We start from the raw sequence: 23,728 nt of genomic DNA on the forward strand, positions 1-23,728 counted from the left end.
AATTCAATAAAAAATGGCAGCAAAAATCGTTTTCTTCATCACCATGTTGGCGTACAGCATTATTGCAAGCCAAACTTTTATGTACATTCTTTCCCTAAAACAATTACAGTTAGGTCTGAATGCGGAATCATACCTCGAAATCAGAAAACTGACTGATACACTGATGAGAGCCAATTTCAAATATGTGATTTATACCGCGTTATTGGCCAATCTGTTGCTGGTAATTTTCACCATTCAAACCCCCAAAACTTGGTTATTTATCAGTGCAAGCATCGCTTTTGTCGCTTTAATTGCCGATATTTTACTCACGCTAAAAGGCAGTTTACCGATTAATGATGTCATCAACAGCTGGTCTGTTCATACGATTCCTGCGAACTGGCAAAGCGTCCGAGAACAATGGTTTACCATTTTTCAGTACCGTCAAATTGCCAATATTATCGGTTTATTGAGTTTGCTTTTAGCCGCAGTTTTTGGAACAAAATAAAATTAAACGGTATATTTGACCATCTGCATACCACAACCTTTAATCTTCACTCATGGAATACGTCCTAATCATTCACGAAGTAGCCGACTATGATGCTTGGAAAGTCATCTTTGACCAAGCCGCAGGCATCCGAAAAGAAGCGGGCGAGCAATCGTACCAAGTCTTAAAGTACGAAAACGACGCCAACAAAATCGTCCACTTCTCCGTTTGGAATAGCCTAGAAAACGCCAAAGCCTTTTTTGAGTCTCCTAAATTGGTACAAATCCGAAAAGAAGCAGGCGTAAAATCCCCCGATTTTATTTATTTGAAGGAGTTAGAGAAAGGGATACTTTAGTGCGCTAGAATCGGGTTGTGAGCAACCCTCAACACAACTCAAATCAGGTTGTGAGCAACCCTCGGCACAATTCAACAACCCTCAGCACAAAATTCGACATTCTGCACTCGACACTCGACACTAAAAAAATGCTTCCCCCCAACACGCTTCTCCTCACCTCCATCGACCTTATTGGCACGTTTGTTTTTGCCCTCAGTGGCATCGAACTTGCTTCCAACAAAAAAGTGGATTGGTTTGGAGCGTATCTCATTGGGCTGGTTACGGCCATTGGGGGTGGTACAGTCAGGGATGTGTTGCTGGGTATTCGACCATTTTGGATGCAAGAGAGCCACTATTTTGTTATGACGGGCGTCGCGTTGGTGGCAGCACTTTTGTTCAAAGACCACATTTTCAAGTGGCAGCGGGCGTTGTTTTTATTCGACGCCATTGGCTTGGGGCTGTTTACTACGGTGGGGATTAGTAAAAGTTTTGCCATGGACTTGCCATTTTGGGTGTGCATCGTCATGGGCACCGTCACGGGGTCGATTGGCGGCGTCATTCGCGATGTATTGCTCAACGAAGTGCCCCTTTTGCTGCGCAAAGACATTTACGCTTTGGCCTGCGTTGCGGGTGGATTGGTCTATTATGCGGGGCTTCAAGTGGGTTTTTCTACCAGTTTTACCCAACTCATCGCCGCGATTGTAGTAATTTTTGTCCGAATCATTGCTCAAAAATACCGAATTCATCTGCCCGTCGTTTCTATTAAAAAAGAATAGAATTACACTGTTATGAAAATTGCTCGATTACCCATTTTTTGCCTCAGTTTTTTAGAATGGTCTTGCCAATCCCAATCAGACGCGCCTGAAACCATCACCATCTCGGGGATTACCCAAAGAAATCAGTTTGGCAGCCCGATTGGAACGGCTGATAATGATGACTGGACTACCGAAAGCAGTTGGCCAACCCTAGTTTCGTCGCAGTTTAACTTTTCAGACACCCTAAACTATGCCGTCAATAACGAAGTAGGCACCATCAATTTAATTTCCGCCTACCCCAATCCTGCCACTTCTCAATTTATTTTTATCGTTTCTTCCAGTAAACCTACTATTATGAAGTGTATTCTGGTGGATAAACAAGTAAATGTGCTTCGTAAAGGAACTTTTCGGCTTGAAAGTCCCAATTTCGCAGCCGCTTTTGATTTTACTGACCCCCAAATAATAGCAGGAAAAACCTATCGCCTTTACTACGCCTTTTATGATAAAAATAAGGCCATTTACGCCAAAGGTCACGGAGATATTGAGAAGAAATAAACTACCCACGTTTCAACGGCCTAAAAATACACTTCCCCGACAGCATCTGCTGGTTGAACCCCTATTGACGTGCCTAACGTTGGCAAATGCGGTATTTTTGGCATTGAAAACGTCATTTTCACTCCCATGAACTTCCTTACTGAACTCAAATCGCGCAACGAAACGCTCTTTTACTTTGGCTTAATCTGCAACCTACTGACGTTGGCCTTTTTGGTCCTTAGCCAAGTGACTGCAGTTCAAGTTTTTAAGGTAAACGCGTGGAACAAACCTTTGAAATTCGCTTTATCCATTGGAGCTTACGCATGGACGATGGCTTGGTATTGCTACTATTTACCCAAATTTAACTTATCGCTTTTCAACTGGACTACCGTTTTATTGCTTGGTTTTGAACTCTTCTACATTGCCTTTCAGGCAAGCAAAGGTCAGTTGTCGCACTACAACGTCAGCAGCCCAATCTATTCATTATTGTACGGATTGATGGCCATCGCCGCCAGCGCCACCACCGTTTACACGGCTTACATCGGCTGGTTATTCTTGCAGCAGGAGTTCCCTACCCTCCCACTCCACTATCTGTGGGCCATTCGGTTGGGTATTCTTTTGTTTGTGATTTTTGCATTTGAGGGCTTTGCGATGGGTTCGCGCCTCAACCACAGCGTAGGTGCCTACAACGACAATTCCAATTTGTTTGTGTTGGGGTGGAGCAAAACCGTCGGCGACCTTCGGGTTGCTCATTTTATCGGGATGCACGCCTTGCAAGTGGTGCCCATTCTTTCCTTTTATTTACTCAAAGACACCAAAGCCACTGTCGTTGTCGCGGCGTTGTATGGGCTACTTGCGGTGGCTTCACTGGTACAGGCGTTACAAGCCAAACCGTTGCTGAGGTAAATTCTAGTGAGCCACTTTTTTCCCTTTCTGAAAGGCAATCAATATTCCCGAAACGATAATTAACACAATCCCAAACCAGCTCAACGTGGCAGGTAGTGCATCGCCAAGAAAAATGCCGAAGATGACCGAGAAAACGATGTTGGAATAACCAATAGCTGCCACTTCCGCCGATTTACCATACGTAAAAGCTTTGGTTAAAAAGATTTGTCCCAACAAAGCAGAAATTGCTAACAACGCAATCCACAGCCAATCGGTACCCGCAGGTTGCACGTATTTTGCGATGAGAAACGACCATTCGGGGGCATCTACCATTTCACCCAATCCGAGTGAAAGCATTGGCATCAAAATCCCTGAAAGCATAAACGACAGTACAATGCTGCGGGAGTCGTAATACCCTGCCAACTGCGCAATACTCATGTATGCCAAGGCCGTCATGATGGCATTGGTAAGACCGAGGGCGTGGTGTTTTAGGCTCAAAAAATCGGTGTGAAACTGCGGCAAAAAAATAAAACAAATGCCCGAAAATCCAATAAAAATAGCCCACCAAACGGGTGTTGATAGTTTTTCTTTTAAGAACAAAACGCCAATTAGTGCCAAAAAAACGGGGTACGATTGCTGGTAGGTAATGGCTTCGGCCAAGCCAATCTTGGTCACGGCAAAGAAGAACAAATACAGCGCCAAGGTTCCGATAATCCCTCGAAAAACAAGCAATCCCAGCCTTCCTCCCGTCTGTACCAACGGCCGTTGCAAAACGCTAAACAGCACAAAAAGAACGCCAATGATGTTCCGAAAAAAAACCAGTTCGACGGAGCTAATGTGCTTGCCTAACACCCGCGTACAAGCTCCCGAAACCGAGAAGCAAAATGCCGCAAACAACATACTAAGTAAGCCTGAGGAAGAAGGAGAGAAATTATTTTTCACGTTTGACAAGGACGTTTCTTGATGGTTCTTTGCATCACTGCTTTGACACGTTGAACCGTATGTTAAATTAAGTTGGATAAAAGCAGTAAAGTTCCCATTTGAGTTTCAACTTCTTTTGCCCACAGATTGACCCCAATATTTTTCACAGATAAGAATATTGTTTTGGCATACGATTTTAGTCTATTTTTGGGACAAAACTTGGAAAGTCTGCCACTATGCAAGAAAGCTACATACAAGACCAATTGTTTGATAAACAAAACTTCGCCGAAACACCTCTTCCCAAAGGCGAATACGAAAGCTGTGTGTTTCAAAATTGCCTTTTTGCGGACGGCGATTTATCAAGCATAAAATTCATCGACTGCGAATTTAAAGGCTGCAACTTGAGCATGGCAAATCTAAAAAATACGACCTTGAATGGGGTGATTTTTAAAGATTGTAAGCTTTTGGGACTACGATTCGACAACTGCAATGGTTTTGGCCTTTCTTTCTCTTTTGAAGGCTGCCAACTTAACCACTCCTCGTTTTTTCGGACAAAAATCAAAAAAACGCACTTTAAAGATACCCAACTCCAAGGGGTTGATTTTGTAGAATGTGATTTGACTCAGGCGGTTTTCAACAATTGCAACCTTGAACTTGCCAGTTTTGACCGTACTTTGCTTGAAAAGGCCGATTTTAGGTCGTCGTACAACTACGTGATAAATCCCGAAACCAACAAAATCAAAAAAGCGAAATTCTCGCTGTTGGGTGTGGCGGGGTTGTTGGAGAAGTATGATATTGTAATTGAGAAGTAAATCAACCAACCTCCCGAAAGTTCTAAAACTTTCGGGAGGTTAATTTTAGAACTTTCGGGAGGTTAATTTTATTTCTTCCGCTTCCGTTGCATCTGTAACGGTACACAAGGTATTTCAGGACATTCACAGTTTACTGGCTGCAAAACTACTTTCTTTTCGGCAAAACAACCGTTGACCGTCATTACTCGAATCACGTAAGTAACCGCCGCCGTTGGATTAGTAATCGCTTCCAACAACCTTCCATTGACAGGAATCGGCTGCTGAACCACCGTTTCATCGTAAGTGGCTCCTACTGTAAGTCCGAACGTAGCCGTTGGGTCAAAGCCTGTAATTTGCAAATAGCCGTCCTTTTTCGCGCTATCGCCCGCACAGGTCGGAGGAGACAACAAGACGCCAAATGTCGGCGCAGCCAACCGCGTAATGCTTACCGTATCCACGCAATTTTCAAGCGTTGACATTAAGACAAATCGGTACGTACCCGTTTTATTCAACCCTTTCACCAAACCCGTGCTGTCAATCGTTGTAAACGACGGATTTCCACCCACGACACTCCATACGCGGCCGTTGCTGGCTTTGGGTAAACTATACGTAAAAGTAGGTTCGCACATCCTCACGTTGGGGCCTGCTGGGTTATCAACGCATTGCTGCGGTGGATTAGCGTCGCACAAAGTACGATCCACTTGCTTGACAAACGTACAACCGCTTGCCGATTTCACCGTCAAACTCGCCGTTTGCGCAATCGGTATGTTGGAAATCAAAAACGTGTTGTTCCCTTCCGAAGTAACCGTTCCCAAACTTGACTGCAACGTGCTTTGCGCCGTTACTTTTACCCGCACCGAATAACTCGTCAACGAACATTGCGCCGATTCTACCGTCAACGATGGCAATTCATTTACCACCACCTCCACCGTATCGCTTTGTTCGCAATAGCCATCCGTCACTTTTACGATGTACTTCCCTGCCTGCGTTAGCTGCGCATTGAGACGCACGGGGTTTGCTATAGATGCAGTAAAATTGGCAGGGCCAGTCCAGCTGATAACTGCACCATCGCTCACCGTGGCCAACAATTGAATAGTTTCACCCACACAAACGGTATCTCCTTGAGCAACCACCGTCGGTAACGTTGGGCCTGTTACTTCAACACTATCTTTCCTTACACAGCCGTTGGCATCAGTCACTGTTACGCTGTATTTCCCTTTAGCAATAGAAACCAAATCTTGCGTAATCCCGCCATTTGACCATACATAACTATACGGCGACGTTCCACCCGACACTTCTAAGTTGATGGCTCCCGATTGAGGTGTTGTACAATTTACCACCTGCGGAGTCAATACCAACACCAACGGTTCTGGCGCTTTTTTCAACACTATCTTTTCTTCCACAAAACAGCCCGTTTCTGAATAAACCCTCAACGTATAAGTTATATCAGCCGTGGCACTGCCTGCATTTTTCAACACCAAACCATCGGCAGGGATTGGCGCAGGCGTTTGGTTGACATCATATACATTGCCAACCGTCAACCCGTACTGCGAAGTAGCTGCGAAATTTTTCAACTGAATAAATCCTTTGGCCGCCACGCTGTCGCCCGCACATTGGGGCGAGGAAGCTACCAACTGGTACGTCGGTAAAGCGTTGCGGGTGATGCTTACCGTATCGGTACAGTTATCCAACGGAGAAACCAAAATAAAGCGGTATTGGCCATTGGCCGTCATGCCCGTCACTAAGCCCGTGGTATCTGCGAAGGCCGAACTTGGATTCGATGCCGACGCAATCCAATAACGGCTATTGGTGGGTTTGGGCAATTGGTGTGTTTCGGTTGGCTCGCAAATAACCGCGTTAGGTCCCGCAGGATTGTTGGTACATGGACTTGGCTGGTTGGCGTCGCAAATGGTACGATCCACTTTTTGAGACATCGAACATCCTGCCTGATTGGTGGCCGTAAACGTGGCTATCTTGTTGTTGGGAATATTACGAATGTAGTACTTGTTGTCGCCCTCGTACGTGACCGTTCCTTCATCGGATGAAAATTGGGCATTAGGAGAAACTTGCACCCGTATTTCGTACGAATTAGGAATGCAGCCCGCATAAATCACCATCACCGACGGGCGCTGGTGAATCACCACCTGAACCGTATCAGTGCGAAAACATTCCCCTTTGGTCACGGTTGCTACGTAAGTTCCCGCTTGGTACAATTGCGAATTGATAATCATCGGGTTAGGATTGCCCGAAGCATATCCCACAGGCCCCGTCCAACTAATTTGTGCCATTGGGTCATACGTAGCCGAAAGCTTCACGGTATCACCTTCGCAAACGGTATCGCCCTTGGCCACCAACGACAACAAAGCAGGATTTGCCAGTTGAACACTGTCGGTAGTCGTACATCCGTTGGCATCCGAAACCACTACTTTGTACCAACCACTCTTTAAATCAGCAATGTCCCACATTTCAGCACCGTTTGACCAGCGTACCTTGTACGGCGTTGTTCCACCCGCAATGGTCAACGTTACTTTACCGTTTTCGCCATCGTGGCAGGTAGGTGCAGTAGGTGTTAAGGTCAACGAAAGTGGGTTATTAGGCTGGGTGATGGTGAAATTAATGTCAATCGAGCAATTGTTTTCGTCTTTCACCGTCAAGCGATATACGCCTGCTTTCAGGTTCGTGATGTCTTGGGTAGTTGCGCCGTTTGACCACGAATAGGTATAAACGCCCGTTCCGCCTTGAACGTTAAAATCAATGCTGCCGTCGTTTCCACCAAAACACGATACGTGCTTGATTTCAGCGTTAGGAGCTAATTCGGCAGGTTCGGCCAGGGTTGCGGACGCTGATACTACGCAGTTGTTACTATCCACGACGGTCAAGGTATAAGTTCCTGCGGGCAGTCCATAGACGTTTGGCAAAGTAGAGCCGTTCGACCACGAATACTGATACGGTTTTGTCCCGCCCGAAACTGTCGATAAAATCGTCCCTGAGCTTAGTCCTTTACACGTCACGTTTTCGGGAGAGAGCGACAGCTTCAACGAATCTGGCTCACCAATCACTACGCGCAGGTCGGTGCTACAACCGTTTTTATCGGTCACAACCACCGTGTAAACCCCTCCTGCAAGGCTCGAAACGTCTTGGCTTACCGCTCCGTTTGACCAAGTATAACTGTAAGGAAGAGTACCGCCCGTCACTGTAATGTCGATGCGACCTGTGTTATCGTTTTTGCATTTTACATCGTTGGAAGCATAAGTCGCTTTCAACGGGTCAGGTTCCGAAACGACCACCGTCAGGCTATCAGAACAACCGTTGGCGTCTTTCACTTTTACTTTGTAAGAGCCCGCGCTGAGGTTGGCAAGATCTTGAACCACCGCACCATTTGACCATTCATAACTGTAAGGCATCGTGCCACCCGTTACCAACAAATCAATACTTCCTGTGGCTCCACCTTTACAGCTTACGCTTTGGGCAGTGGCCGATATTTTAAGCGAGTCGGGTTCCGTAAGGACAAACTGCAACGTTTTAACGCACAGATTCGAGTCCGTCACCGTCAGCGAATACGTTCCTGCCTTGGCTGCCAATAAGTCTTCCACCGTCATTCCGTTCGCCCATTGGTAGGTGTAGGGTGCTTTTCCACCGCGCACACTTACGTTGACGTCGGTGGTCGCTCCTTTGCATAAAATTGGGGCGGCTTGGAAAGTCACTATCAAGGAATCAGGTTCGGTTAACGTAGTTTGGAAAACGGCACTACAACCGTTGGCATCTTGCACCGTGACAGAGTAAGTGCCTACGGCCAGCAATTCAATGTCTCGGGTCGTCTTTCCGTTCGACCAAGTGTATTGATAAGGAGTAGTACCTCCTGTAACAGTCAAATTGATTTTACCATCGGTGCCATTTTTACAGTGAACGTTCTGCACCACTGCCGAAATATGCAACGAATCGGGCTGCGTCAGGGTCACATTGACTCCTTTTTCACAGCCTTGGGCGTCGGTGACGGTCACGGTATAATTTCCTGCTTTGGTGGCCAAAATATCCTGAGAAGTAGCGCCGTTTGACCACGCATAGGTGTAAGGTTGCGTGCCTCCAAATACACTCACGTCGATTTTACCGTCGGTACCTCCGTAACAGTTGACGGCTGTCAACAGCGTTTCAATTTTTAACGAATCAGGTTGGGCTACGGTAATCGTCAGTTGTTTTTGGCAAAGATTAGAATCCGTGACAGTAACGGTATAAGAACCTGCCTCCAAGTTTTGAAGTTGGGCAGTTGTCGCTCCGTTTGACCACGCGTATTGATACGGTGCTATACCGCCCGTTACCGAAACTGAAATTTTTCCGTCGTTTTTACTGCGGCACTGGGAATCGTTTTTGGTAAACGAAATGTGCAACGAATCAGGCTGAGTTACCGTCACCGACAATGTAGTTTCGCACTGGTTGGCATCTTTCACTACCACCGAATACGAACCTGCTTTTACGCCCGTCAAGTCTTGTGACGTTGCACCCGACGACCAAAGATACGTATAAGGCGACGTTCCACCTTGAACGGTCAAATCCACCTTCCCATCATTGCCATTGTAACAACTTACGCGTTCGGTCGTGGCCGACGTTTTGAGGGAATCAGGTTGCGCAATGGTCGTTTGTCCGTTGGTTTTACAACCATTGGCATCCGTTATATTGACGGTATAAACGCCTGCCGCTAGGCCCGTTACGTCTTCGGTGGTGGCATTGGTTGACCACAAATACGTATAAGGCCCCGTCCCACCTGTTACGGTTAAGTTGGCTTGTCCCGTACTGCTTCCCGCACAAGTGGCGTTTTGGGGAACAATCGTTACGTCTAAAGGCGTAGGCTCCGAAACCGTTACGGAAGTCGTTACAGTACAGCCTTTGTTATCTTGCACCGTCACATTATAAGTCCCCGCTGCTAAGTTTTGCGGGTCTTCGATGCTGCTTCCATTTGACCAGCCAAAAGTATAAGGTTGCATTCCTCCCGTGACCGTCAAGTCAATGCGTCCGTCGGCCCCTTGGTAACATTTGGTGGCAATGCTAATTCCTGACGCAGCAAGTACCGAAGGTTGGGTAATCTCAATGTCCGATACCGTAATTTTACAGCCATTGGCATCCGAAATCTCTACGGAATATTTTCCAGCCACTAAGCCCGTACGGGTTGCCCCCATTCCGCCATCTGACCACGTATAGGTAAGTGTCCCCGTTCCGCCACTGGCATTGACAGTAATGGTACCGTTGTTCCCATTGGAACACGACACAGGAGTAGTTTCGTATTGGGCTGATAAAGATGGTGGCTGACTGATGGTCGTTGAGGCCGTTTGTTTTACACAGTTATTTGAATCAATTACCGTAAGGGTATAGCTTCCAACGGGCAAGCCATAGACGTTGGGCGTAGTCGCAATCACGGCGTTGCTGGCGTTTTTCCATTCGTATCGATACGGTTTTACCCCTCCCGATACCGACGAAATGAGCGTACCCGAAGAGCCATTCGGACAGGTAACATCGTTGGACGTAACCCCCACCACTAGCTCCGCAGGTTGGCTGATTTGATTACTTCCTTTAACCGTACAACCATTGGCGTCGGTCACGGTTACGGTATAATCTCCCGCTACCAAGTTGGTCAAATTACGCGTTGTGGCCCCATTACTCCACGAATAGGTATAAGGAGGCGTTGCACCATCAACGGCATCAAGGGTAATGGTTCCTGTGGCTTCGCCGAAACATTTTACGTTGGTTTGGCTGCCAAAAATAAAGAAAGAAGGCGCTTGAGTCACGGTAGCCGAATCACGTTTTACGCATCCGTTGGCATCTGTGATGGTCACTCGGTACGTACCCGCTTTCAGGCTTATGATGTCTTGCGACGTTTGTCCCGAATCCCACACGTAGGTATAAGGTTCTGTGCCTCCCGTGACGGTCAAGTCGATGGCACCCGTGTTTTCGTTGTAACATTTTACGTTAGTCACTGCCTTGCTACTTGCCAGAGCAGAAGGCTGAGTAATGCTCACTTGAGTCGATTTCTGGCAACCATTTTTATCGGTTACAGTAACTGTATAAGTACCTGCTGACAAACTCGTTATGTCTTGGATTGTTGCACCATTGCTCCATTGGTAGGTGTAAGGAGCCGTTCCACCCGTGACGGTCAAATCAATTTGTCCCGTTGCGGCACCGTTGCATTTTACGTTTACTTGCGTCGTTGACAATTGCAGAACGGTTGGCTGCGTAATGGTATCGCTTTGGGTTACCGTACATCCGTTGGCATCGCGCACCGTGACGCTGTAAACACCTGTAGATAAACCCGATACGTCTTCGGTCGTTGCGCCATTTGACCACGCAAAGGTATAATTGGGTGTTCCGCCCGTTACCGTCAAATTGAGGCTACCGTTTGTTAAACCATTGCATGTAATGGGAGTTCGAGCGATTGAAGCTATCAACTGAGAAGGCTGCCCTACGGTGGCAGACGTCGTGGCGGCACATCCTTTGGCATCCGTCACGGTCACCGAATAATTTCCTGCGGCGACGTTACTAATATCCTCTGAAGTAGCTCCGTTTGACCACAAGAAGGTATAATTGGGCGTTCCACCCGTTGGCGTCAAATTAACACTTCCCGTAGCTGTTCCAAAACAAGAAGCATTCGTCGCTATTGCCGAAGCAGCAGGTAAAGGATTGACCACCAACGTCACTTTTCCAACGCTGAAACAGTTTTCGTTGAGCCTTGAAACGCGCACAAAAACCGAATCTCCATTCACTGCCGAACGCGTATTTCCCAAAGGACTTACGTTGGCAACGGCATTGGCCCGAGTCGCAAAATAAGTTACCTGCATATTGGCCTGACCACCCGTTACCATGGCGTTGGCATTGGTCAAAGTAAAATCAACTCGACCGTCTCCGTCGTCGCATTTTTCGAGCGTCGCGTCGTAGGCAACAGGTGCGGGATTGATGGTGATTTGCACCTCATCGGTCGTAACGCAACCGCTCGCGTGGGTGGTGCTTAGTAAATATTTACGAACGATTGGCGTCGTACCGTTGTTGACCACCGTTACAGTTGGGTTGGCCACAGTCGTACTGCTCAATTCACTGAGCAAAGCCGCACCTACGGGCGTCCATTCGTACGTATAACCCGCCAAACCTGCGCTACAACCTAGTTGGGCGGGGGCATTGCTACAAGTAATGGCATCGGCACCCGCGTTTTCATATTTAAAATCACCCCCCAAATTCTTTTGATAAGTCGTACAGGCACAGCCTTTTACCAACACGACTAACGGACACGGAATCGGTTCTGAATAAGGGATAGCCCCGCTTAACGTCATGGTTTCGTTGGTGGCGATGGCCTGCGTTGTCGAATAGGTTTGCAGCAGAACGTCGCCTGCCGTATAAGTGCCACTCTTATCTTTGTCTTGGTAAAGCTCCACAGTCGTGGCATTTCCAGCGGCTACGGGAGCGCCCGTATTTTTAAACTTAAATTGCCCCGTCGCACTACTACACGTAAAGGCAATACTGTGAGAAACGTACGTAAAATTGGCCTTTTTGACCGAAATAGTATCCGAAATCAGCCCCGTCAGTACCCTAAAATCGGGGCAAAGCGTTGTTCCACAAAATACGTCAAATGGCAAGGAAGTTTGGGCAACCACTTGCTCGGTGTTGCAAGAGGTTGAAGAGTTTACCTGCACTTGGAACGTAAAATTCATGGCACCTCCAATGGGCATTCCAGCCGCCACCCGCCACGTCAGTGATTTACCACCGTTGGGCAAATTTACCACCGTGTAACTGTTCAAATTGGGCGGACAAAAACTTGAACTACATACCACCGAACCCGCTACGGGCAAATAACCCACAGGAAGTTGTACCTCCACCAAACCGCTGTCGTTGGTGGCTGACAAACCCAAATTTAAAACGCTTACCCCAATCGGATAATTAACATTGGCACAGGCATTAATGGAAGGTAATGAGAGGCTCACCTGCGTTTTGTAAGGGGTATTTGCCCCCCGAATATTGACCGCAAATCCTTGAACGTATTCTGAATTACCTAATGCTGGATTCGCACAAGGGTCTTTTCCATACACCCGCAATCCAAAGGGTTGTCCAGATAATAAATCACAATTAGGTTGAAGTTTAAAGCGAATAACGGCTTCGTTGTTGGGAGCTGACCCAACCCCTGATAAGCTTTTTCCTGTACCAAAATTGGTAGGGTCAATGACGCCCAAATCAAACGGCAAGGTCGAATTTTGGGCATTTTGGGCTGCAATAATCAAGTTATCGCCTGCCGTACTGAAAATACGTTTTGTTGTTCCTTTGGGATACTCAATCGTGCCTGACCCCGCAATGTAATCCAACCCAATCTTTCCGTTGTTGGTCGGCAACTCCAAGTTAGCTAAAATACTATTGACCGAAGTAGGCTGCCCCGACACAATGCGTACCTCTACCTCAAACGGCTGACACATGTCGAAAGGCCCAGTGGCTTTGGTAACGGTAGCCGAAATCTGAGAAGGTTTTACCTCGTAATAAAGCGATAATGAGTCGGAAACATAAGGAACAGTCCCTAAAGTGGTGCCACTGGAAAGCCCTAAGCATGACCAACTTGTGAAAACTTGAATGGTATCTCTTCCACAAAAATTGGTAGTCCCCGTGATACGGTATCTTCTGCTTCCGTTCCGCGATATGGTTGAGTTTCCTTGATAAATTCCGCCCGCATTGGGAGAAATAGTAACCGCCGTACCCGTAATGTCTTGGACTTGGGTCAAAACAAACGTCCCGTTTTTGCTCTTAACTGTCAGCCACGGAAACGGCGCATCGGCCAAGGTGGAGGTATTGCTCACCACCACATCCCACGACACCGAACTCGACGTTGCATTGACCGTAGGTTGTGAAGTACTTAATTTTAAGACAGGCGCATTGTAGCTTACTGTGCTACTCAAGGTAGTGCTGTTGACAGTCGCTCCCGTCAAAGACGAAAGTGGTGACAAATTTCGGTATTGCGTAAAAGTCCGAATTGAGCTGGAAGAATTGACGTAACCTGCCGCCCCAATCGGCGTAAGCGTGAGGGTTTCGCGGAAAGCGTAGCCTTCTTCGGGATAAGGCAAAAGCCCGTTCACAAAAAGTTGCTGAAGATTGACAACCAGGGTATCTCCCGAATAAAAATAATAAGAACTTGGGATGGTAATGTTGGTCGTCGTGGTGTTATACCCTACCGAGCGAGTCAACGATATATCGACTTTATTAATGGTATAAGTAGCAGGCGAAGCCAGCGTTTTGGAAGTAGCGGGTACTTGGAAAATGCGGTATTCGTTGGTAAAAATGTTAGCACCTGCAGTGGTGCTGGTAGAAGTTCCAACGCTAAAATTGAAGTTGTTGACCAACGTAAAACTGCCACAACCGTTCAAATTGGTATTGGAAGTAGTAGTGCTGTTAAAAATATCAAAGTGCCGCATCCGCCCTTTGCGCGTTCCACATTGGTACTTTTGAGCAGCCGTTGGAGTTACGACATTGGCTACATAAAACTCAGGTGTAATGTCCAACACTTCTTCTACCGACGAATTGGCAGTTAAGTTATTGGCAATGTATTTAGCCGTTACCACCACCGAATCGCCATTGGCAAATGTAAAACCTGCGGGTAAACACGACCTTGAAATCAAGGTAGTTGTGCTAAAATCGTACGTAAATACCTTGGTCGTCGTCCCTGTTACCGTTGCCGAGAGGTTGGTACAAGTATAAGAATTAGCTCCTCGAATAATTTGGACGGTATAACGCGCGTCGGCGATTTCGTCGGCATTGGTGATGGAAGCCGTAGCGTATCCGTAAGTAAAACTAGGGATGGTTGCCGACGTTTTTACCCTTCCTGCATAGATGGCACGAAGGGTGTCGCCGACCACAAAACGGTCTAATTTTGCCAAATCAAGGTTTCCTGTGGCATCGGGACTGCTGTCGTTATTGTTATCGGGGCTACCCGTTGTTATGCGTCGGATGTCGTACAGCGCCCAGTTCATTCCATGCGTACAGCTACCGCCTGGGCACAGCAATTCGGTGACAATGCTCGAACACTGCGGCGGCAAAGCCCCGCAGCCCGTTGTACAACTTGGGTCAGTTATAAATTGAGATTGAAAACTAATCGTTTTATTTCCCGCCGTTCCGCATTTAGCGGTGAGTTTTAGAAGTGCCCTTGCGCGGGTTTGGCTAAAACTAATGGGGGCATTGAAGCGCACCGTAAGCACTCCCGCGGTATAATTGAAAAAGTTGGGCGTTCGAGTCACCCCTCCTGCATCAATGAACGAAAAGTCAGCGGCATTTCCCGAAAACAGAAAACCGTCAGGAATCGTGTATTTGTATTCCAAATAGGCAGGCGCGGTGTTGTAGTTTGAAGGAATACTACTGCTGTTTGAAAGTACCTCCATCGTAAACGTTTGACCATCATAGATTTGCAAAGGTGAATCTAACGTAAAAGTATTGGCAGTATAACTTTCGCTTTGTCCCGTCTGAATCGTGCGCGTGTAAGTTGTGGTCGCACAAGCACCACTGTAAGTACCCGAATACCCCCAACGGCGAGGCGTGTAAGCCGCGTTACAAGTAGCAATACAACAAGAAACGGTATAAAAATCAATGAAAGCCGTATCGCCAGGTGCTATTGTCGGAATAGTGATTTCCATTCGTGACGGGGAATTAGCGGGGGCGCAGGCATTGGTTGCCGTAGCTAATTGGGTAGGCGTCGCCGTTTGGGGTGTTCCAAAATTTTTGATTCGGTAGGAATATGGCCCTGCTAAATACAGTTGCTGGGTATTGTCAAAATTAGGAGTGCTGTTTACCGTTCCAAACTGCACTTTTACGTTGGTGGCCGCATAGGCCGTTGTATTAGCCACCACAATGGTTTGTTTGGCGGGGGTATCAAAACAGCGCGGCGTGGTCGTTCGGGTTGAAAATGTCAACGTTGGCTGCACGCTTGTGACCGAAATTGAGGGGGTATTGTCAGTGGCTGTTTGGCAAATTTGCCCGTCGCAGCCCCATTGCGCAATGAGTTTCGACGTCACAGTACTGGCTGGACAGCAAGGGTTTACGGTGATTTTATATTGTAAAACAAAATTTTCATTCAATTCAAACGCTTCATCCCCGTCGCCAATAAATTTAATCAACGCCTTGTTGAAAGCTACTTTTACCGAATCGCCCGTCGTGCTGATGGCCGACACGGGAATACTGATGTTGGTATTGGCGGGGTTGATGCGAAAATCGCTGTAGGTAAACTTGCCAGCGCTGGTGATGTCGGCAAAAAGAAACTCCTCTAACTGCCCAAATGACCCGTTGCTGATGGTCATGCTACGGGTAGCGGTTTGTCCAGGATTAATCGAGACGGGTGAAGTATTGGCCGATGTGATGCTCAACGACGCATAAATCACGTCATAATTAACCGTTTTTGTCCCTAAAATGGAGAGGGTTGTTCCGCTGCTATTTTTAATAGAAATCACATCTTGGAAACCACCGCCGCTGATTTTTTGGGCACGCGCAGCACATACGGCCTTTTTCCGAAACGAAAACTTCAAAGTCGTATTGGCAGGCCAAGAAGCTACCGTAAAGTTAGGTGCATTTAAGTTCACTGCCGTTCCGACCACCGCTGGGCCTTGCAAGGACTGCGTGGAAGTTGGAATCATTTGAATGCCCACACCCAACTGAATCGTAATGGTCGCGTTGGTCAGGGCTGTACTGCCATTGGTAATGGTGACGACGGTTTCGGCGCCGTTGGGTTGGCAAGTAATGGCGGGGCTTTCGCTCGTGAAGCTATTGACAAGTTGTGCATAAGACTCTTTAACTGAAAGAGCTAACAAACAAACTATCAACGCAATGGCTTTATAGAAATAATGTTTCATTCGACGGCTTTGGCTTTCGATTACAACTTTTCGAACTGTGCCTAGCGTGTCATCAACAAGCGTGCCAAAATTCCAGTAACAAACTATACTAATAACGGCGCGCCGAAACGGCTTTTTCAAACAAAATATCCATAAACTATGTTTTGATTTCATCTAACCTCATCCGCTGTATTCCTAAAAAAGCATGTTGACTGAACAAGATATTGATAGAATCATTCAGATGGCCTGGGAAGACCGAACTCCTTTTGAAGCCATCGAAGCACAGTTTGGACTAAAAGAAAAAGAAGTGATTGCGACCATGCGTACCCACATGAAACGAAGTAGTTTTGAAATGTGGCGCAAACGAATGAACGGCCGCAGCACCAAACACCAATCCTTACGCACCGACGAAATAGACCGTTTCCATTGTTCTCGTCAGCGTAGCATTAGTCTTAACAAAGTTTCAAAACGATGACATTAACTCACTGGATTGGAATTGATTACGGCTCAAAAACGTCAGGCAATACTGTCATTTGTCACCACGACGGACAGGTGCTTCAGTTTTACGATGCCGACCGCCGCGATGCCGATGCGTTTATCATACGCTTTATTGAACAACCTCAACCATCCTCCATTCAACACGTCTTTATCGACGCGCCTCTCTCATTACCAGGAGTTTATACGCAGCAACAAGGCTGCACCAATTTCCATTATCGGCAGTGCGATATGGCCCTCAAAGCCATGTCTCCGATGTTTTTGGGCGGCCTCACAGCAAGGGCGATGGAATTGCGGCAAACGCTCACTACAAAACATGCCCTTTCGGTATATGAAGTATATCCAAAAGCCCTAGCTCAACTCGAATTAAAAAACCAATACCACAAAAAATTGGCTAAAATTGACTTTCCAAACCTTTGCGATTTGCTTACTTCAAAGTATCCCAGCGTACTTTTTAACGAATATCCGCGCCACCAACATCAGTTTGACTCGCTGCTTGCGTGGCTTTCGGGCTATCGTTTTATCCATCACCAACACCAAATTATTGGAGAGCCCTCCGAAGGTCAAGTGGTCATTTAATGACTTTTTAAGCATTATTTGTTTAATTGCAGGCCAATTCACCACCCATTCAACTGTGTATGAAGCTATTAGTTGTTGAAGATGATGTAAAAACGGTACAATCTATCCGTCAGGGACTAGAAGAAAATGGCTATGAAGTTGATATTGCCTACGACGGCAAAATTGGCCACCTTTTAGCCAAGCGGTCAAGCTATGACCTCATCATTACGGATGTCATCGTGCCCGAGCTCAACGGCGTTGAATTTTGTAAATTACTTCGCCAAGAAGGCATTCGCACCCCAGTTGTGATGCTTACGGCTTTGGGCGCAATCGAAGAAAAATTAATGGGGTTTGACGCAGGTGCCGATGATTATTTGGTAAAACCCTTTGATTTTTCGGAATTATTGGCCCGCGTTCGTGCTTTACTCAACCGCACTTCCGATTCGTTTCCCATTACCTCTTCCACTTCCCTGTCCTACCACGATTTGGAAATGAATATCGACACCCGAATTGTCAAAAGGCAAGGAAAACGTATCGACCTAACGGCCAAAGAGTTCTCTTTGCTTGAATATTTGCTTAAAAACACGGGGCGGGTTTTGACGAAAGTTGATATTGCGGAGAAAATTTGGGACATTCGGTTCGATACAGGAACCAACGTCATAGAGGTGTATATCACATTGCTCCGAAAAAAAATTGACAAAGATTTTTCGGAAAAGCTTATTCACACTGTTTACGGCGTTGGCTATGTTTTAAAACTTGACCAATAATGAACATCAGGACACGACTTACCGTCCAGTTCACGGTACTGGTATCAAGTATTTTACTCATCACCTTTTTAACTATTTATCTTTTAAGAGTCGAATACGTAGAAGAGGAATTTTTTGACCGCTTAGAAAAAAAAGCGCAAACAACGACTGAACTTTTAATGAAGGTCAACGAAGTAAGTTCCGACCTACTCAGAATTATTGACAAGTCAAATTACGATGTATTTATTAACGAAAAATTAGTCGTTTACAACGCCAAAAACCAAGAAATTTACACCAACAACGACACAATTACCTATCAAATTACCCCTGAATTATTAAACCGCATTCGTCAGGAGAAAAAAGTTCGACTTACCCTAAATCATCAATTAGCACTGGGACTTTTTTTTGCCGATTCGTACGGCGGCGTAACAACCATCATTGGAGCAGAAGATTTATGGGGCAGGGAAAACCTAGAAAGTCTTAGCCAAATCTTGGTGTGGCTTTATTTGCTCGAAGTTATTCTTTTTGGTTTTGCAGGATGGTACTTTTCGGGAAGAGCTATGTCGCCCATTACGCGTATTATCAACCAAGTAAAACAGCTATTTCCCAACCAACTTGACCAACCCCTTACGGTCGAAAATCCACAAGATGAAATTGGACAACTGACCCTCACCTTCAACGATTTATTAGGCCGTTTGTCCGAAGCGTTTAGGCTCCAAAACCTTTTCATATCGAACGTGTCGCATGAGTTAAAAAACCCACTTATGCGCATGGGAACCCAGCTTGATGTAGCGATGCTCAAGGAAAGGAGTACCGTTGATTATCAATCACTTATCGTCTCTGTTCGACAAGACATCCGCGAACTTAGTCACCTTGCCGAAACCCTGCTCGACCTAGCCAAAGTAAACGACGAATCTCAGCGTATATTCTACGGAGAAGTTCGCATAGATGAAGTGCTTTGGGACGCACGCAGTCTTTTGTTGTCTGCCGAGCCCAACTACCTAATTACCGTCCAATTTGACGAAGACATCAGTAGCGAAAACCAATTATTGGTCAACGGCAACCCGCATTTGCTCAAAACTGCCTTTGTGAATTTGATGGAAAATGGTTGTAAATTTTCGGACAATTCCCACGTCAATGTGCACGTATTTTTCACCAAAGAAGGTATTCAATTGGAGTTTCAAAATACAGGTGAGACAATCGCCTCTGAAGAAATGAAGCTTATTTTTCGACCTTTTTATCGACGAGACGGTGCCTCGCACATCAAAGGCTACGGGGTAGGGCTATCGTTGGTAGAACGCATCATAAAATTGCACGAAAGCTGGCTTCATGTATCCTCAGACCAAGCTACTCGTACGACAATTTTCACCATCGTGCTTCCTTATTCAAAAACTAACGACAATTTAGTAAGTTCTTAATGACTTTTTAAGCATTGCCACCGTACATTTGTGACGTAATGGTTTTCTTATACAGTAAGAATAGTTGAAAGAAATAAAACCGACGTCCGTTTGTTGAGCGTCGGTTTTTTTAAGTATTTGTGTGTATTTTTTTAAGTGTTTGTGTGTAAAATATCATCTAACCTAACACGAGAATTCGATAGACTTATTATCGTAAGAGAGAAAGTATAATGTGGGTAAAGTAAGTTCTTACGGTCTAATTGATCAAAGCAACGGCAGGGATTTTCCTCCTGCCGTTCTTTTTTGGGATTCGTTCAAACAATTTCCTCCACCAAAGGTTGAAACATCAAAACTCATTTTCAACTTGAAAAAACAACACTTACCTACCAAAACCTGCCTCGTGTGTGGTCGGCCTTTTACATGGCGCAAAAAATGGGAAAAAGTATGGGAAGAAGTGAAGTATTGCAGCGACCGCTGCCGCAGTCAACGAAACAAGAAAACCCTTGAAAACACTTAGACTTATTTTAGGTGACCAGCTCAATTATCAGCACAGTTGGTACACTCAGGCTTCGCCCGATACGCTTTATGTGCTGATGGAACTGCGACAAGAAACCGATTATGTGGTGCATCACGTCCAGAAAGTCATTGGCTTTTTTGCAGCCATGTACAATTTTGCAGCTTATTTACAAAAACGAGGGCACCGTGTCGTTCATTTACGCATCAATGCCCCCAACAATACGCAAAGTTTGACCCAAAATCTTGACTGGCTTATTGAGCAAAATGGCATCGAATGTTTTGAGTACCAACTCCCCGACGAATACCGCCTCGACCAACAACTAACCACTTACCGTCAGCAACTTAACATTCAGAGTAAAGTCTATGACACCGAACATTTTTACACGACCCGCGAGGAAGTGACGCAGCTTTTTGGTTCAAAAAAAAACTACCTCATGGAAAGTTTTTACCGAACCATGCGCAAAAAACACCAAGTGCTGATGGAGGGCGCTGAACCCGTTGGTGGGCGTTGGAATTTCGACAGCAACAACCGTAAACCGTTCAAGGGCAACCCAGTTCAAATTCCTAGTCATGCGTTTTCGCACGATTATCGGGATATTTTGGAGGAAATTGACCGCGCAGGAGTTCGGTATTTGGGCACTCCCCTCGCCGACCGTTTTCCTTGGCCCACGACCCGCAAACAGTCTCTCGAAGTCCTTGATTTTTTTCTAACTTTTCTTTTTGCCCATTTTGGAAATTACCAAGATGCCATGCACACGGGCCATTGGTCGTTGTTTCATTCCAAACTTTCGTTTTCGCTCAACACCAAAATGATCAGCCCTGCGGAGGTGGTCAACGCCGCCGTTGCGTACTGGGAAAAGCATCCCGAGCGGGTCAGTATTGAGCAATGTGAAGGGTTTGTCCGCCAAATTTTAGGTTGGCGCGAGTACATGCGCGGGATTTATTGGGCCAAAATGCCCGATTATCAGCAACTCAATTACTTTGGACACGAGCGTCCGCTTCCCGATTGGTTTTGGACGGGTGAAACGAAGATGAATTGCCTCAAACATGCCATCGGTCAAAGTCTCAATTATGCTTACGCACACCACATCCAGCGGCTGATGATTACGGGCAACTTTGCGCTTTTGGCAGGCATCCACCCCGACGAGGTAGATCAATGGTACTTGGGCATTTACATAGACGCCATCGAATGGGTAGAAATCACCAATACCCGAGGCATGAGCCAGTACGCCGACGGAGGGATAGTTGGTTCTAAACCTTACGTCTCTTCGGCCAACTACGTCGATAAAATGAGCAATTATTGTGCGTCTTGTTTTTACGATAAAAAATCAAAAATTGGCCAAAAAGCCTGCCCATTCAATAGCCTTTACTGGCATTTTTATGAGCGAAATCGGGCGCTGTTGGAGAAAAATCCGCGAATTGGGATGATGTATCAATTGCTCAATAAAATGTCCAACGCTGAAAAACAGGCCATCTTGGAGCAAGCTAATGTTCATCTTAACAACCTACCAAACCTTTGATTATCTGAAGGTTAATAAAATAAAAAAATACTCAAAAAAAATAAATCCAACAAATCATTGGAAAATACAATTTTGTTTTTCCTAATTTTGTGGCACAAATTTTAACCAACACAACTATGCTACGGTATTCGCAAAATATAGCAATCAGCAAAGTCGCAGGCTTCTGCGTCAGCGATGCTATGCGAGTCGGCAAGTATGTGTTTTAGAGCGAAATTCCTCCTTCAACATACCCAGCCCGACTCTTCCCAGTCGGGCTTTTTTTGTGCCATTTTTTTCTTAACAATTTACCTTCTCCTGTTTGGAATAACTGGCCCAACAAGTTTCAAATTTTCAAAACTATTCAGATGAACAGTTTATTCACCATCGAAGAAATCTTAGTGCTGGCTGACATTCCAGCCTCATTGCATACTACGTTTTTGCGAATTGCCAACGGGCTTCACCAACATGCCGAATATCCCAAAGAAAAGGTATTTGAGCTTTTCGCTCGAATGTTGGAAAACCCTAAAAAGTTTGCCTACTCCAAAAACAAAGTAACCAATTTAGCCAAGTCTATTTACGATTTGCAAAAGGAAAAGGTGTTTATTCCCCTTTCGGAAACAGGTAAGTCATTTTTACCACCACCTGAACCTGCATTTGTGTTAAATACTTCTGAAAAACAAGAAGTTACAGAATTCAACTTGCGTGAAGCACCGTTGTCTTACGCCATTTTTGGACGGGAGCATATCGAACAAGGGGCATTAGACCAAATGAAAACGGCGGCGAGTTTGCCGATTTCTATCGCGGGGGCGCTTATGCCCGATGCCCATCAAGGCTACGGCTTGCCGATTGGCGGCGTTTTGGCCACCCATCCAGAAACGGTCATTCCGTACGCAGTTGGGGTGGACATTGCCTGCCGAATGTGTATGTCGATTTTCGACTTACCTGCCGATTTTTTTAAACGAGAACCTCATTTATTAAAACGAACGTTGGTCGAAAATACCAAATTCGGAATGGGGGGAGAAACGGGTAAAAAGTTTGACGAAAGTGTGATGGACTTGCCCGAATGGCGAGCGACCAAAATCATCCGCGACCTGAAAGACAAAGCTTACCGTCAGTTAGGAACGTCGGGTACGGGTAATCACTTTGTCGAATGGGGCGTTGTGGAAGTCTTTGAACAAGACGACCTCCTCGGCCTACCCGTTGGCAACTATTTAGCTTTGTTGTCGCACTCGGGTTCGCGAGGTTTTGGAGGAACAGTTGCAAATTACTACTCCAAACTCGCCATGCAAAAAACGCGTTTGCCAAAGTCAGCGGCGCATTTGGCGTGGCTCGACTTAAACACCGAAGAAGGACAAGAGTACTGGATTGCGATGAATTTGGCGGGCGAATATGCTTCGGCCAATCACCACGAAATTCACGCAAAAATCGCGCGGGAATTGCGAGAAAAGCCCCTAAAAATGGTCGAAAATCACCATAATTTCGCTTGGAAAGAAACCCTTTCCAACGGCGAAGAGGTAATTGTTCACCGAAAAGGAGCCACGCCTGCAGGTCCCAACGACCTCGGAATCATTCCAGGTTCGATGACGCAGCCAGGATTTGTCGTACGAGGAAAAGGGCACAACACCGCACTCAACTCGGCCTCTCACGGAGCGGGGCGAGTCATGTCACGAACCAAAGCGTTTGAGAACATTACTCGTCATCAACTCAATAAGATTTTAGAAGAGACCAATATCCAATTGATTGGCGGGGACTTAGACGAAGCACCGATGGTTTATAAAAACATCGAAACGGTGATTGCGGCCCAACAAGACTTGGTGAAGGTTTTGGCAAAATTCAGTCCTAAAATCGTCCGAATGGCCGACGCCAACCGAAAAGAAGGCCGAGAAGATTAAAAAGCAGGGTGAAGTTGAACACATAGTTCACATAGAGTTTTCACATAGAAAACAAAGCTATGTTCTATGTTTTCTATGTGTTCATACTAATATGTTCTATGTGTTTTAAAAGGA

The 23,728-nt window shown here is 46.0% G+C and carries 15 protein-coding genes; 13 read left to right on the forward strand and 2 right to left on the reverse strand.

All coding sequences use genetic code 11. The features are described 5' to 3' along the window. Positions 1 to 13: 13 nt before the first annotated feature. From AC23N5_RS18275 to AC23N5_RS18295, 5 genes are all read left to right on the forward strand, one after another. Entirely contained in the window at positions 14 to 484 is a 471-nt protein-coding gene (locus AC23N5_RS18275) for a hypothetical protein (RefSeq protein WP_487756688.1), read from the forward strand. A 52-nt stretch (positions 485 to 536) separates the two neighbouring features. Then, on the forward strand, positions 537 to 818 hold the full coding sequence (locus AC23N5_RS18280) for an antibiotic biosynthesis monooxygenase (RefSeq protein ID WP_487756689.1): 282 nt from the start codon (positions 537 to 539) through the stop codon (positions 816 to 818). Between the two features lie 128 nt (positions 819 to 946). Next, entirely contained in the window at positions 947 to 1,573 is a 627-nt protein-coding gene (locus tag AC23N5_RS18285; protein ID WP_487756690.1) for a trimeric intracellular cation channel family protein, read from the forward strand. Between the two features lie 12 nt (positions 1,574 to 1,585). Continuing rightward, entirely contained in the window at positions 1,586 to 2,107 is a 522-nt protein-coding gene (locus AC23N5_RS18290) for a hypothetical protein (RefSeq protein ID WP_487756691.1), read from the forward strand. Between the two features lie 126 nt (positions 2,108 to 2,233). Then, positions 2,234 to 2,992, forward strand: a complete 759-nt coding sequence (locus AC23N5_RS18295; RefSeq protein ID WP_487756692.1) for a hypothetical protein — start codon at positions 2,234 to 2,236, stop codon at positions 2,990 to 2,992. Positions 2,993 to 2,995: 3 nt separating this feature from the next. On the opposite strand, the gene AC23N5_RS18300 is transcribed toward AC23N5_RS18295, so the two are convergent. After that, positions 2,996 to 3,913: a DMT family transporter gene (locus AC23N5_RS18300; RefSeq protein ID WP_310586963.1), complete on the reverse strand. Its 918-nt coding sequence runs from the start codon at positions 3,911 to 3,913 to the stop codon at positions 2,996 to 2,998. 215 nt (positions 3,914 to 4,128) lie between these two features. Between AC23N5_RS18300 and AC23N5_RS18305 the strand changes: the two genes are divergently transcribed. Beyond that, a complete protein-coding gene (locus AC23N5_RS18305) occupies positions 4,129 to 4,704 on the forward strand; it encodes a pentapeptide repeat-containing protein (RefSeq protein WP_487756693.1) in 576 nt (191 codons plus the stop codon). A 68-nt stretch (positions 4,705 to 4,772) separates the two neighbouring features. Here AC23N5_RS18305 and AC23N5_RS18310 read toward each other — a convergent pair whose 3' ends face one another. Beyond that, a complete protein-coding gene (locus AC23N5_RS18310; RefSeq protein ID WP_487756694.1) occupies positions 4,773 to 16,532 on the reverse strand; it encodes a hypothetical protein in 11,760 nt (3,919 codons plus the stop codon). A gap of 184 nt (positions 16,533 to 16,716) precedes the next feature. Between AC23N5_RS18310 and AC23N5_RS18315 the strand changes: the two genes are divergently transcribed. From AC23N5_RS18315 to AC23N5_RS18345, 7 genes are all read left to right on the forward strand, one after another. Beyond that, on the forward strand, positions 16,717 to 16,986 hold the full coding sequence (locus AC23N5_RS18315; RefSeq protein ID WP_122929475.1) for a TIGR03643 family protein: 270 nt from the start codon (positions 16,717 to 16,719) through the stop codon (positions 16,984 to 16,986). Continuing rightward, the gene (locus tag AC23N5_RS18320) at positions 16,983 to 17,585 is read left to right on the forward strand and encodes a hypothetical protein (RefSeq protein ID WP_487756695.1); all 603 of its coding nucleotides are present in this window, start codon (positions 16,983 to 16,985) and stop codon (positions 17,583 to 17,585) included. The genes AC23N5_RS18315 and AC23N5_RS18320 overlap by 4 nt, the downstream gene beginning before the upstream one ends. A 59-nt stretch (positions 17,586 to 17,644) precedes the next feature. Continuing rightward, positions 17,645 to 18,331, forward strand: a complete 687-nt coding sequence (locus AC23N5_RS18325) for a response regulator (RefSeq protein ID WP_122929473.1) — start codon at positions 17,645 to 17,647, stop codon at positions 18,329 to 18,331. Continuing rightward, positions 18,331 to 19,728, forward strand: coding sequence for a sensor histidine kinase (locus tag AC23N5_RS18330; protein WP_487756696.1), 1,398 nt, complete (start codon positions 18,331 to 18,333; stop codon positions 19,726 to 19,728). The genes AC23N5_RS18325 and AC23N5_RS18330 overlap by 1 nt, the downstream gene beginning before the upstream one ends. 343 nt (positions 19,729 to 20,071) lie before the next feature. Beyond that, positions 20,072 to 20,224, forward strand: coding sequence for a DUF2256 domain-containing protein (locus tag AC23N5_RS18335; protein ID WP_183971652.1), 153 nt, complete (start codon positions 20,072 to 20,074; stop codon positions 20,222 to 20,224). Further along, positions 20,211 to 21,743, forward strand: coding sequence for a cryptochrome/photolyase family protein (locus AC23N5_RS18340; RefSeq protein WP_487756697.1), 1,533 nt, complete (start codon positions 20,211 to 20,213; stop codon positions 21,741 to 21,743). Before AC23N5_RS18335 ends, AC23N5_RS18340 begins: the two co-directional genes overlap by 14 nt. Before the next feature lie 344 nt (positions 21,744 to 22,087). Then, entirely contained in the window at positions 22,088 to 23,614 is a 1,527-nt protein-coding gene (locus AC23N5_RS18345) for an RtcB family protein (protein ID WP_487756698.1), read from the forward strand. Positions 23,615 to 23,728: the final 114 nt, after the last annotated feature.

This window comes from Runella sp. R5_40 (assembly GCF_057652295.1).

Coding starts and splice junctions, on each gene's coding strand:
- AC23N5_RS18275 (WP_487756688.1), top strand. CDS start 14: ATGGCAGCAAAAATCGTTTTCTTCATCACCATGTTGGCGTACAGCATT.
- AC23N5_RS18280 (WP_487756689.1), top strand. CDS start 537: ATGGAATACGTCCTAATCATTCACGAAGTAGCCGACTATGATGCTTGG.
- AC23N5_RS18285 (WP_487756690.1), top strand. CDS start 947: ATGCTTCCCCCCAACACGCTTCTCCTCACCTCCATCGACCTTATTGGC.
- AC23N5_RS18290 (WP_487756691.1), top strand. CDS start 1,586: ATGAAAATTGCTCGATTACCCATTTTTTGCCTCAGTTTTTTAGAATGG.
- AC23N5_RS18295 (WP_487756692.1), top strand. CDS start 2,234: ATGAACTTCCTTACTGAACTCAAATCGCGCAACGAAACGCTCTTTTAC.
- AC23N5_RS18305 (WP_487756693.1), top strand. CDS start 4,129: ATGCAAGAAAGCTACATACAAGACCAATTGTTTGATAAACAAAACTTC.
- AC23N5_RS18310 (WP_487756694.1), bottom strand. CDS start 16,532: ATGAAACATTATTTCTATAAAGCCATTGCGTTGATAGTTTGTTTGTTA.
- AC23N5_RS18315 (WP_122929475.1), top strand. CDS start 16,717: ATGTTGACTGAACAAGATATTGATAGAATCATTCAGATGGCCTGGGAA.
- AC23N5_RS18320 (WP_487756695.1), top strand. CDS start 16,983: ATGACATTAACTCACTGGATTGGAATTGATTACGGCTCAAAAACGTCA.
- AC23N5_RS18325 (WP_122929473.1), top strand. CDS start 17,645: ATGAAGCTATTAGTTGTTGAAGATGATGTAAAAACGGTACAATCTATC.
- AC23N5_RS18330 (WP_487756696.1), top strand. CDS start 18,331: ATGAACATCAGGACACGACTTACCGTCCAGTTCACGGTACTGGTATCA.
- AC23N5_RS18345 (WP_487756698.1), top strand. CDS start 22,088: ATGAACAGTTTATTCACCATCGAAGAAATCTTAGTGCTGGCTGACATT.